11 protein-coding genes and 2 pseudogenes are annotated in these 12,184 nt (G+C 64.1%); 2 read left to right on the forward strand and 11 right to left on the reverse strand.

The features are described 5' to 3' along the window. Window positions 1-347 (reverse strand): ChaN family lipoprotein (locus Q427_RS29870; protein ID WP_197030537.1); only part of this gene is annotated, 347 nt, incomplete at its 3' end. A 616-nt stretch (window positions 348-963) separates the two neighbouring features. Between Q427_RS29870 and Q427_RS07395 the strand changes: the two genes are divergently transcribed. Further along, on the forward strand, window positions 964-1,284 hold the full coding sequence (locus Q427_RS07395) for a hypothetical protein (RefSeq protein WP_043512480.1): 321 nt from the start codon (window positions 964-966) through the stop codon (window positions 1,282-1,284). A gap of 13 nt (window positions 1,285-1,297) precedes the next feature. Here Q427_RS07395 and Q427_RS07400 read toward each other — a convergent pair whose 3' ends face one another. Continuing rightward, window positions 1,298-3,508 (reverse strand): S8 family serine peptidase, encoded by a 2,211-nt coding sequence (locus tag Q427_RS07400; RefSeq protein WP_051496207.1) that lies wholly within the window; start codon window positions 3,506-3,508, stop codon window positions 1,298-1,300. Window positions 3,509-3,783: 275 nt separating this feature from the next. Here Q427_RS07400 and Q427_RS07405 point away from each other — a divergent pair, with 275 nt between their 5' ends. Next, entirely contained in the window at window positions 3,784-5,481 is a 1,698-nt protein-coding gene (locus Q427_RS07405) for a GGDEF domain-containing protein (RefSeq protein ID WP_081785875.1), read from the forward strand. On the opposite strand, the gene Q427_RS07410 is transcribed toward Q427_RS07405, so the two are convergent. The 9 genes and pseudogenes from Q427_RS07410 to Q427_RS07435 all read right to left on the reverse strand — a co-directional run. Further along, window positions 5,478-6,080: a L,D-transpeptidase gene (locus tag Q427_RS07410; protein ID WP_051496208.1), complete on the reverse strand. Its 603-nt coding sequence runs from the start codon at window positions 6,078-6,080 to the stop codon at window positions 5,478-5,480. The two genes, Q427_RS07405 and Q427_RS07410, sit on opposite strands and share 4 nt — an antisense overlap. Window positions 6,081-6,332: 252 nt before the next feature. Next, a pseudogene (locus tag Q427_RS07415) lies at window positions 6,333-7,195 on the reverse strand (formyltetrahydrofolate deformylase). A 45-nt stretch (window positions 7,196-7,240) separates the two neighbouring features. Beyond that, window positions 7,241-7,891, reverse strand: coding sequence for a sarcosine oxidase subunit gamma (locus Q427_RS07420; protein ID WP_043512486.1), 651 nt, complete (start codon window positions 7,889-7,891; stop codon window positions 7,241-7,243). Further along, window positions 7,884-8,132, reverse strand: coding sequence for a glycine cleavage T C-terminal barrel domain-containing protein (locus Q427_RS33530; protein ID WP_231613510.1), 249 nt, complete (start codon window positions 8,130-8,132; stop codon window positions 7,884-7,886). Before Q427_RS33530 ends, Q427_RS07420 begins: the two co-directional genes overlap by 8 nt. Then, complete coding sequence (locus Q427_RS33535) at window positions 8,072-9,199, reverse strand: hypothetical protein (RefSeq protein WP_231613511.1); 1,128 nt, start codon at window positions 9,197-9,199, stop codon at window positions 8,072-8,074. Before Q427_RS33535 ends, Q427_RS33530 begins: the two co-directional genes overlap by 61 nt. After that, window positions 9,142-9,486 (reverse strand): annotated as a pseudogene (locus Q427_RS33540) (hypothetical protein); the annotation flags it as partial. The pseudogene Q427_RS33540 and the gene Q427_RS33535, both read right to left, overlap by 58 nt. A gap of 248 nt (window positions 9,487-9,734) precedes the next feature. Beyond that, complete coding sequence (locus tag Q427_RS33545) at window positions 9,735-10,931, reverse strand: 2Fe-2S iron-sulfur cluster-binding protein (protein WP_231613512.1); 1,197 nt, start codon at window positions 10,929-10,931, stop codon at window positions 9,735-9,737. Next, complete coding sequence (locus Q427_RS07430) at window positions 10,928-11,302, reverse strand: sarcosine oxidase subunit delta (RefSeq protein WP_043512488.1); 375 nt, start codon at window positions 11,300-11,302, stop codon at window positions 10,928-10,930. The genes Q427_RS33545 and Q427_RS07430 overlap by 4 nt, the downstream gene beginning before the upstream one ends. A gap of 180 nt (window positions 11,303-11,482) precedes the next feature. Next, window positions 11,483-12,184, reverse strand: a 702-nt coding sequence (locus Q427_RS07435; protein ID WP_043512495.1) for an FAD-dependent oxidoreductase, incomplete at its 5' end; no start/stop codon positions are given.

Here is a 12,184-nt window from a genome sequence, read left to right on the forward strand (position 1 = left end):
TCACCGAGCTCGCCTGCCACCCAGGCATCGAGCGCTGGTTGAGCTTCTCGCGGCAGCATTTCCAGGGCGATCACCATATCCGGCCGCCGTCCATGCAGGCCTGCCAGGGTATGCAGCTGCCAACGATGATGATCCATGTCGTCGTGCCGCTCACCAAGCAGCACCACATCGCGCTCGGCCAGCTCGGCAAAGAGGGCATCCGGCGCCAGGCGCGCTCCCTCGGGCTGCAACCACTGGCCGGGAGCGGGGCAGGTATCGGCCTGAACGGCAATGGCGCTCGACATGAGCGCGCAAGCCAGACAAACAAGCCTCAGGCGCCCCTTGGGGAAGATAAACGGAAATGGCATCGACGGCTCCTGCGCGGGTACACTCACACCATCATGGCGCATTCGCCGTGTCTTGGCAGCCACCAGATCCCGACGGCTGGTCACCACCTGCGAAGCCCGGCCCCCACCGTGTGACTCGAGCCAGTCCATGTCAGCTCGTCACGAGCCGAAAGCGGGATCAACCTTTTCAGGTTGTTCGGCAACCAAGGTTTGGATATGCTCCAGAACTGCCATGCTTTTCCAACTGCGAAAGAGTGAACCGCCGGCGCTGTTTATTCGACACTCCCGGCGAACGACGCATAACCTGGGTTATTGAATTGACTCGCTAATCAAGCGAGTTTCGCGGGGTGGCGCCAATGCTGCGCGTCATGGAGCAGCGGGCCAGGTTTTCGAGCGACTAGTGATAGCGAAGCGATGGCTTGAGCCAAGCAAGGGCCTTGATCCGCCCGACTCCTGCCCTTCAAAGCTTGTCCTCGTCACTTTTGTTCTGGGGCGACACGCGGTCATTACATCGTCAAGCCGCGGCCCAACCGGTTATATTACATGGCCATTCTATTGCCGACTCCTTGAGTAGCGAAACTGATACTCACTACCACTTACCTTATTCTTGATTACCTTACCGACGTATAGAGAGCCAATGAAGACAGAACTACAGGAATTTGAAGAGTCCATGCGGCGTGAAATCAACGCCTTTCAAAACCCCAAGCAGGAAAGCCAGCGACCGACCCGCCCCACACCCGACCGGGAAGCCAGGTCGCCGGGGCAATCGGCCAGTTCGTACAAGACGGGACATCTTGTCAGGCTAGCCGTACGTACCCGGTCTCTCGAGCAGGACAGCGTCTTCGAGCACCACTCAAGCAGCATTTCCAAACTCGAGGCACAGCTGGAAGCCGAAAAGGCCGCCAAGAAAGCCGGCTACCCCATCATCGGCCATCTGATCGAGATTCGGCGCCTTTAACGCACCAAGCCGCTCAGAACGTCACCTCATAGTTGAGTACCGCCGCGGTATCCGAGCGGGCAGCACGATCATGCGCCGGTTCCAGCGTGTGGTTCAGGTTCAGCTGCAGGACACCGCGCCTGACGGTCTGGAAACGGTAGCCCAGTTCGATATCCTGCTGACGCCCGCTAGGGGAAAGGTCGACCGTGCGCTCTTCATGGACCACCCGGCCATCCAGTGTTCGACCCACCGGTACCGACAACGACGCCGTCGCTTCGCTGACCCGCATGGGCTGACGATACGCCAGGGCAGCACTATGGCGTGCGCCAGACCACTGCAGCCCCATCCCCAGTTCCTCGGCACGGATGTTGTCGATGTGCTGTATGAAGCCGTTACCCTCGGCGTCGCCCCAGCCGCGATCGAAATGAGCGAACGCCTGCCACTGCCCGCCCAGGGTGGCGTCGACGACGAGGCTACCGAAGCCGGTACGATTGCGCTCGCCTAGCGAGAGGGCACCGCTACCCTGGCCACCCAACAGGCCATGCGACTCTTCAAGAGTGCCCACGGTAGCGGTGACTCCGATGCGATCCGTGACGCCCACACGCAGCCCGACGTCCGTACGAGCGGCCCGGTAGTTGCCACCCAGGGGGCGCACTTCATCGGCCGCGCCGCCGGACCAGTGCTTGGCCACGAGATCCAGCCGCCCGTTCAGGGGGTATTCGGTACGCAGCCCCCTGACGGTATCCAGGGGACTCGTCAGGTCCGAACCGCCCTGGAACGAGAGCAGCGACATGAAACCGGACTCGCCGTAGGCACTCATCGGATCCACTTCGCTACCGCTGAACTGAAAGAGGGTCCAGGCACTCTTGCCCAGGCTGCCATCGAAACGACTGGCGAGCGTGTCGCCATGGCCATTGAGGCTCGAGGTGAAGCGCAGAGGGCCCAGGTCGCTTTCGACCGTCTGCCGCCGCTGTGTAGAGGAAACCGAGATGCGTGCCAGATTTTCGCGCAACACGCTTTGGCGCTGTTCGCGGTAGCCGCTATGCTCCGACAGGTCGATACGGTAGTCCCGCCCGAGCTTGTCGAATACCGCTACATCCTTGAGCACGCCGCTCTGGGCCAGGCTATCGCCATAGGCAGCGGAAAGCTGTGCAAAGCTTTCCCCAGGCGAGTAGGAAGCACCATCGACATGGCTTCCCGCAGCCAGCGCCAGCGAACCGTCCGGCTCGAGTGCCGCCACGATGTCTGCTTCGCCCTGGCCAAGATAGTAGAAGCCGCAATCCACGTTACCACCGCTGCCGCAGCTGGTATCGCCATAGAGCGGAGAGCTGCGATCGGCCGTTTCCAGCAGTCGCTTGGATACGGTCACGGCATCCAGATGGGGCCACATTTCGATCATTGCCGACGCATACTGGGCCACCTGTGGCGCCGCTATCGACGTGCCCCCCCAAATGGCATAGCTGTCATCACGGTCGGCAGTGGCAGCTGTCTGTGCCCAGGGGGCGGTCAGGAATCTCGCCTGCCAGGCGTCATCCTCACCGGGATGGTTGCTCCGTGCCTTGAGCACGAGCTCGCCCTGCTTGTTGAGCGTGGAGCCACCCACGATGAGCATCCTGGCGTAGATGTCCTGATACTGATGAATCGGGTTGGAGGATGCCAGTGCCTCGCCATCGTTACCCGCCGAGATGACATAGACCGAACCCAGGCCGTCATTGCTGGTCACGATCCGCTGGAGCGAGTCCAGTGACTTCACGCCCAGGTAGGAGGCGGAAGGGCTGGGGGCATGATAGCGCCCGCTCCAGCTGTGGTTGATCACTCGTGCGCCTTCGTCGGCCAGAAAGCCGACGCTGTAATCCAACACATTGACCGCAGCGCGGCCGGGAGAGCCGGGGCTGGAAACCTTGGCCAGGTAGAGCTGAGGCTCGCTCGTACCCAGGGTAGTCAGCGATGCCACGGCCGTGCCGTGGTCCTCATCGCCGCTGACATCCCCGCTTCCGTCCACCAGGTTTGCCGTGGCGTAGAGGGAAGGGGCCAGGGTCTCGTGGGTGATGCGAAAGCCGGTATCGGCAACGCCGACCAGAACGGAGCCATCTCCGTGGGACAGCCGAGTGGGCTTGATCTCGGGCTCGTGAACCCCCTTGTCGTTGGTCGGCTTGGTGCCGCCGCCTCCACCGCCGCCGCAGGCGGTCAGCGTCAGGACGACGGCTGGAAGGACCAGGAATCTTGTATATCGATAGGTCAGCATGGGTCGTCACAGCATGCCGTGCTGCGGCTCCTCCTTGCCTCACGGCAGGCAACAGATTGGGCTGGCCCAGCGCCAGCGTGTTGGCTCCAGAGCTTACGCGCTGTACCTGCCGCCCTATCAGCCAATAAACGAGGAATAAACGGCATAGCTCTCGCTATCACCGAAGCCCCGCCGGGTGACGCCATCGCATATCCCACAGCGTCGCCCCAGAACAGCTGTCTTCCCGTATCATTCTGGTTACACTTGGTGAGTCATCTATCCCATTGGGGGCAACTATGCCCAAGCGTTCCGGCAGGTGCCTCCTGACTGTGTGTGTCACGCTGCTGCTGGCACTGGGCCTGCTTGCCTCACCGCGGCCACTACCGGCCAGTCAGGCGCCGCTGACGCCGGTCTCCCTGCAGCTGCTGTGGTATCACCAGTTTCAGTTTGCCGGCTACTACGCGGCCAAGGCGCAGGGTTACTTCCAGGAAGTCGGCCTCGATGTCGAGATCCGTGACGGTGGCTACGCCTCTCCCGGACAAGCGTTGGATCCAGTGCGGGAAGTCGTGAGCGGCCAGGCCGACTTCGGCGTGTCCCGCTCGGACCTGCTCATGCATCATGCCCGCGGCGAGCCGGTGCTGGTGGTGGCCAATATCATGCAACGATCGCCGCTGGTATTCCTGACCCTGGAGCGCTTCGGCTTCTCGCGGCTGGAGGAGATCGGCCATCGCCCCATCAGCGTCACGCTGCCGGGGGTGGATGAGCGTATCAGTGCCGAAACGCTGGCCACCTTCCTCGCCGCCGGGGTCGACATCGAGGCGCTGGACAACTCGGCACCGAGCTGGAACCTGCAGGACCTCTACTCAGGCCTGACACAGCTGATACCGGCCTACTCGACCGATGGCCCTTATCACGTTCGTCGCCAGGGCGAAGAACCGGTGGTCATCCGACCTGCCGACTACGGCATTGATTTCTATGGCGACCTGCTCTTCACCCGCCAGGCAATGCTGGAGCAGCACCCCGAACGTGTCACAGCCTTCCGTGAGGCCGCCATCCGGGGCTGGCTGTATGCTTTTGAAAACACCGAGGAGACCGTGGACCTGATCCTGGCGGAGTACCCCAGGCGACATGGTGATATCGATCGCGACCTGCTGCTGCATGAGGCCGAGCAGATTCGAGAGCTGATGCAGCCAGACCTGATCGAGATCGGCTACAGCAACCCGCAGCGCTGGCAGAGTATCGGCAACCTCTACCAGGCCATGGGCATGATCGATGCCTATGATCTGGACAGCTTCCTGTTCCGGCCAGACCCCCCGGGCATTGCCACCCTGCTGCTCAAGCTCTGGCGCTGGCTTCTGCCCATCATAAGCGGGGTGACAGTCGTGGCCGGGCTTGCCGGCTATCTGTTCATCACCAACCGACGACTGAAGGAGGAGGTCCAACGGCGTCGGGAGGCCGAAGCGGCGCTGCAGCGACTGGCCGATCAGGATGGGTTGACAGGGGCTGGGAATCGACGCCTCTTCGAGCAGCAACTGCATCAGGAGTTTCAACGCTCACGGCGCGCTGGCCATGCGCTAACGGTCATCCTGATGGATGTGGATAACTTCAAGCAGGTCAACGATGAGTTCGGCCACCTGGTGGGCGACCAGGTGCTAAAGGAGATCGTCAGGGTGACCCGCAGCGGGCTTCGCACCCAGGACCACCTCGCCCGCTACGGCGGTGAAGAGTTCGTGGTGGTGCTACCTGAAACGAGCCTCGAGGAGGCCTACCTGGTGGCTCAGCGCATCCTCGAGCTCAATCGGGCGCATATCGTGCAGACCGATGCCGGCTTGATCCGCTACACGCTGAGCCTGGGGCTCAGCGAGCTCCGAGACAGCGACCGCGATCCGTGGCAGATCATCCAGCGTGCCGACGACAGCCTCTATCACGCCAAGCATCAGGGGCGTGACCGCCTCTGCGTCAATACCACGCACTTCCTTCCTCAGCCGGATTAGCCCCGAATCACGACCCGAGTGCCTATGTTAAGCCAGGGGTCCAGCGCACGGATCTGGTAGTTGTCGACGGCGACACACCCTTCCGTCCAGTCGAAGCTTCGGTGCACATCGGGATCGCCACTACCCAGCCCATGCAGGCCGATCAGGCCGCCGAGGGCCGTGGTGTGCGGTGCCCTGCCATGGCGTGCCCGGTAGGCTTCGATATAGTGATACTCCTCGGATGTGATCTTGCCGATACGCAGCGCTTCGGAGGCCACCTCGGCATTGGGATAGTCGATACCGAAGAAGAGACCGAAGCGCGAGGCACGGTTGATCCGATCTACACGGAACTCACCCAGTGGCGTCATGGAGCTTCCCTTCGCCCGCAACGGGGCCGCGCCCCCGGCCCCGTAGGCCAGATGCTCGATCCGCTTCATCACATACTCACCCCGGTAGACCGTCACCAGGCGACCCTTGAGGTCCACACTGACCCAGACCTCATCCGCTGCCAAGCCGGCCGGCATCGCCATGGCATCGAGCGAATAGAGGAATCCGGCCTGAGAAAACGCCGGCTCCATGCCCTCCTCCAGCGTCGAGGAAGGCTCGAAATTGGCCTGCACCCCAGCGCTCCACAGCCCGGCCATGCAAAAAGCCAAACAACGTATTGTTCCGTTCATGCTCCCCCTGCCCAGAGCGGTATCGTTTTTTGATTATCGGCAGGGATTTTACCCATCTTTAATGCTTAGCGTCTTGATCTGTTTCACGTCACCCGACGCTTCAATCGATCAGAAAACGCTTAACTAATCAGGAGTCACCAGGAAATTGGGCAACCCACAGAGTTGCACCGCCCCTATGTCATTCCCATCGGGTCGCTAACGGTCGAAGACCACGGTGCGGCTGGCATGCAGGAAGACCCGCCGCTCCACGTGCAGGGCCACCGCCCGGGCCAGGGTGAGGCATTCGATGTCGCGCCCCTTGGCGACGAGATCCTCCGGGTAGTCGGTATGACTCACCGGCTCCACGCCCTGGGTGATGATCGGCCCCTCGTCCAGGTCGTCGTTGATGTAGTGGGCGGTGGCACCGACCAGCTTCACACCCTTTTCGTAGGCCTGGTGGTAGGGGCGCGCGCCTTGAAGCCCGGCAGCAGCGAGTGGTGGATATTGATCGCCCGGCCGGAGAGCCTGGTGCACATCTCACTGGAGAGCACCTGCATGTAGCGGGCCAGGATCACCAGCTCGGCGCCGGTCGCATCGACCACCTCCCCCACCTGCGCCTCCTGCTCGGGCTTGGTCTCCGGCGTGACCGGGAAGTGGTGGTAGGGAATACCGTGCCACTCCGCCAGCGGCCCCAGGTCGGGGTGGTTGGAGACGATGGCACGGATATCGATCGGCAACTGGCCGGTGCGATAGCGATAGAGCAGGTCGTTCAAGCAGTGGTCAGCCTTGGAGACCATGATCACCACCGGCAGGCAACGGCCCGGCGGCGTCAGCTCGAAGGTCATCTCGAACTCGGCGGCGCGCTCGGCAAACCCGGCCTGGAACGTCTTGGCATCGAATCCCTCGGCTTCCGGCCTGAATTCCGTGCGAATAAAGAACTGGCCGCTCAAGCTGTCATCGAAGGATTGCTGCTCGGTGATATAACAGCGCTGCTCCTTCAAAAAACGTGTCACCACGTCCACAGTGCCGAGTCGGCTCGGACACTGGGCCGTCAGAACCCAGCGATTGTTGTCTTGCATGGTTTGCTCTCCCGAAGGGGCCGGCGGCTGCCGGCCCCGCCACTGTCAGGCCTCGACGCCGATGGTGTATTCCGCGCCGGCGTCCAGCAACCAGCGATAGCAGTAATCGGCAAAGCTTCTACGCAGCACCAGTTCCCAGCGACCCTCGGTAGGGCGACGCAGGATCAGGTTGGCCTTGGCGAACACCGTGGTGACGCCCTTGCCCACCGGGAAGGCGTCGGGGTGGACGTCGTAGGGCGTCGATTTCATCAGGAGTTCCCGTGCATACTCTCCCTCGAGCTCGATCAGGGTCTGGCCGCCGCTGACGTTGACGATGGCGTAGTGGGCGTCACCCAAGGCCTCGCGCAGCTTACCCTCAAGGGCGAACTCCTCGCCACCGGGGACGATCAGCAGCCACTCGTCCGGCGAGAGCCACTGGATCGAGCGCTCGCCGCTGTCGTCCTGGCTGAGCGCGTTGGGACGCCCCGGCAGGCCGAAGCCGAGCACCTGGCGCACGGCCTCGTCGAGTACGATGGCGCCGCCGCGCAGGATCAGGTGGCCGAGCATGGCCCGCTCGCGCAGCACCACGCGGCTCTTCTGGCTGACGCTCGGGAGGCCGCTGTTCTGGTAGGACCAGGCCAGCGGGGACTCGGCCGGCACCTCGGTGTCGGGGCGAGCGTCGTAGAGGTTGAACCAGTTGGCGGTTTGTTCAGACATGCTGGCGCGCTCCCTTGGGGTCGTAGAAGATCGGGCCGACGATTTCCGCGGCGTGGGTCTTGCCGTCGGCCATGGGCAGGTAGACGGTCTCACCCATGCGCGACTGGCCGCCCTTGACCACGGCGAGGGCAAAGCCGCTCCTGAGGGTCGGGCTGTAGTAGCTCGAGGTCACATGACCCATCATGGGCATGGGGATGGCGTGGTCGGGATCGAAGACGATCTGGGCGCCCTCCTCCAGCACCACCGTCGGGTCCTTGGCTTGAGGCCAACCAGCTGCTTGCGGTTGGTGCGCCGGGTATCGGAGCGCGACAGGGCCCGCTTGCCCACCCAGGAGTAGGGCTTGTCATAGCCGATAGCCCACTGCATCCCCAGGTCCTCCGGGGTCACCGAACCGTCGGTGTCCTGGCCGGCGATGATAAAGCCCTTCTCGGCGCGCAGGACGTGCATGGTCTCGGTGCCATAGGGCGTCAGGCCGTACTTCTCGCCGTGCTGGAACAGGGTCTTCCAGACATGCAGGGCGTAGTTGGCCTGGACGTTGATCTCATAGGCGAGCTCGCCGGTGAAGGAGATGCGGAACACCCGTGCCGGCACCTCGGCCACCTTGCCCTCGCGCCAGTCCATGAACTTGAAGGTGTCACGATCGAGATCGATGTCGGTGATCTCGGCGAGCAGGTTGCGCGCCTCCGGCCCGGTGATGGTCATGGTCGCCCAGTGGTCGGTCACCGAGGTGAAGGTAACGTTCAGCTCCGGCCACTCGGTCTGGTGCCACAACTCCAGCCACTCCATCACCCCGGCGGCACCGCCGGTGGTGGTGGTCATCAGGAAGTGGTTCTCACCCAGGCAACTGGTGGTGCCGTCGTCCATCAGCATGCCGTCTTCCCGACACATCAGCCCGTAGCGGGCACGGCCGATTTCGAGCTTGGTCCACTTGTTGGTGTAAATGCGGTTGAGGAACTCCCGGGCATCCGGCCCCTGGATGTCGATCTTGCCCAGCGTGGAGGCATCGAGGATGCCGACCTTCTCGCGCACCGCCAGGCACTCGCGGGTCACGGCATCATGCATGGTCTCCTGCTTGCCGTTGACCGTTTGTGGAAAATACCAGGGGCGCTTCCACTGGCCCACGTCCTCGAACTCGGCGCCGTTTTCCACGTGCCACTGGTGCATGGCGGTGTAACGCTCGGGGTCGAAGAGGTCGCGGCAATGGCGGCCGGCGATGGCGCCGAAGGTGACCGGCGTGTAGTTGGGCCGGAATACCGTGGTGCCCACCTCGGGGATCGACTTGCCCAGGCAGCGGGCAGCGATGGCCATACCGTTGATATTGCCGAGCTTGCCTGGTCGGTACCGAAGCCCATGGCGGTGTAGCGTTTGACGTGCTCGATGGACTCGAAGCCCTCGCGGGTGGCCAGCTCGATGGCCGCCGCGGTGACGTCGTTCTGCAGGTCGACGAACTGCTTGGGCGCGCGCAGGGTCGGCTTCTCGTGGGGTACCTGATAGAGCGCGCAGGCGGCCCCTTCACGAATGGCATCGACCTGGGGCAGCGCGATAACGTCGGCAGACTTGCCCAGCGCGGAGAGCGCCTCGCAGGCCTTGGCCATGCCGTCGGCCAGACCCTCGGTCAGGTCGTGGATCCCCCGAGCGCTGCCGGCAGCGTGTACGCCCTTCACCAGGCTCGGCACGAAGCCGAGAACGTCGTCGCTCCAGGTGGGTCGCGCGCCGGTGTGGGAGGCCAGGTGGATCACCGGGCTGTAGCCGCCGGAACTGGCGATGGTGTCGCAGGCCAGGGTCTCGGCCGGGCCGGTGACCGTGAAGGCCGCGGGGTCGATGGTGGCGACGCGGGCGCCACTCACYCGGGTGCTGCCCTTGGCTTCCAGTACGGCCGCCCCTTCGATGACGCGAATGCCACGGGCGCGGGCCTGTGCCACCAGCTCGCCGTCCGGCGCCTGGCGTGCATCGACGATGGCCACCACCTCGCGACCGGCATCCAGCCAGTCCAGGGCAGTGCGATAGGCGTAATCGTTGCTGGTGGAGAGCACCAGCTTGTTACCCGGCACCACTCCGTAGCGGCGGATATAGGTGGAGACGCGCCGGCGACCAGGTTGCCCGGCACGTCGTTGCCCGCGTAGACCAGCGGCCGCTCGTGAGCGCCGGTGGCCAGCAGTACCTGACCGGCTCGAACGCGATGCATCCGCGACCGGCTGGGGCGGTAGCCGTCGACCAGCGGGGCGGTCTCGCCGAGATGCTCGGTACGCCGCTCGTGCAGGGTCACGAAGTGGTGGTCGTGGTAGCCGTGGGCGGTGGTGCGGGCCAGCAGGGTGACGTTGCCGWGCCCGGCSAGCTCCTCCCGCACCTGTGCGGCCCACTGGGTCGCAGGCAGGCCGTCGAGGGTCTCACGGCTGTCGAGCAGCGAGCCACCCATCTCCTCCTGCTCGTCGCAGAGAATCACCCGGGCACCGCTGCGCGCAGCGGTCAGCGCCGCCGTGAGGCCCACGGGGCCGGCGCCGATGACCAGCAGATCGCAGTGCTGGTTGAGATGGTCGTAGCTGTCGGGATCACGCTCCATGGGGCTGCGACCCAGCCCCGCGCCCTTGCGGATGAACTTTTCATAGGTCATCCACATGGAGGCCGGAGCCATGAAGGTCTTGTAGTAGAAGCCCGGCGGCATGAAGCGCCCGCCCAGCTTGCCCACCAGGCTCATGACATCGCGCTGGACGTTGGGCCAGCCGTTGGTGCTCTGTGCCGTGAGCCCGTCGAACAGCGCCTGCTGGGTGGCGCGCACGTTGGGCACCTGGGCGGCCTCGGTGCTGCCCAGCTGGACCAGCGCATTGGGCTCCTCGGCGCCGGCGGCGACGATACCGCGGGGCCGCGAATACTTGAAGCTGCGGTTGACGATATCCACCCCGTTGGCCAGCAGCGCCGAGGCCAGGGTGTCGCCGGCATGGCCCTGGTACTGCTTGCCGTTGAAGGTGAAGCTCAGCGTGCGAGCGCGATCGATGCGACCGCCCTCACGCAGACGATTGGGCTGTTTCAGCGACTGGCTCATGCCTTGACTCCTTCCTGACGCGAAACCGCTTCCGCCTCGGCGGCGACTTTCTCAGCGGCGACCTGCTCGGCGGGCTTGCCTTCGGGATGCTCAGCGGTGAAGCACGGCGACTCGCCGATCTTGTAGGTCTCGTATATGTCGTAGGTCACAGTATTGCGCGTGATGTTGAAGAACTTGCGACAGCCGACGGCGTGGACCCACAGCTCGTGGTGGATGCCGCGCGGGTTGTCACGGAAGAACAGGTAGTCGCCCCATTGCTCGTCGGAGCAGGCCTCGGGGTCCGCCGGGCGGGCGAGATGCGCCTGGCCCTTGGCGTGGAACTCCTCTTCCTCGCGGTACTCCTCGCAGTAGGGGCAGTAGATCAGAAACATGGTGGTTCTCCCTTGGAGAGACTTTCACAATCCGGCATCCGATGAGCTTCTCCGGCGACAAGCCTGCGCGAGGGCGCTGTGAACCCATCCCTGGGCGCTACTTTTGCCATCCATGGCAAAAGACCCTCGCTTCGCCTTGCCCCCGGCGCTCATCTCGAAGCGCCTGTTCTCACTGAGTTCTCAATGCGCGACGCCGGCTGCGCCGTGCTCGTCAACCAAGGCCCCGGTATGGAAACGGTCGATGGAGAACGGGGCCGCCAGCGGATGTGCCTGGTTCTTGGCCAGGGTCCAGGCGAAGACATGCCCCGAGCCCGGGGTGGCCTTGAAGCCGCCGGTGCCCCAGCCGCAGTTGAAGTAGAGCCCCTTCACCGGCGTGGCGGAGAGGATCGGGCAGGCGTCCGGGCAGGTGTCGACGATGCCGCCCCACTGGCGGTTCATGCGCACCCGCGAGAAAATGGGGAACATCTCGACGATGGCCTGCAGGGTGTGCTCCACGGTGGGGTAGCTGCCGCGCTGGCCATAGCCGTTGTAGCCATCGATGCCGGCACCGATCACCAGGTCGCCCTTGTCGGTCTGGCTGATATAGCCGTGCACGTGGTTGGACATCACCACGGTATCGAGAATGGGCTTGAGCGGCTCGGAGACCAGCGCCTGCAGCGGGTGTGACTCGATGGGCAGGCGGAAGCCGGCCATCTTTGCCAGCACCCCGGAGTTGCCCGCCGCCACACAGCCCACGGTCTTCGCCTCGATGTCGCCACGGTTGGTGTGCACGCCAAAGACGCGACCGTCGCGAATCTTGAAGCCGGTGACCTCGGTGTTCTGCAACAGATCCACGCCCAGCGCATCGGCGGCCCGGGCGAAGCCCCAGGCCACGGCGTCGTG

The sequence above is a fragment of the Halomonas sp. BC04 genome, from assembly GCF_000568385.1.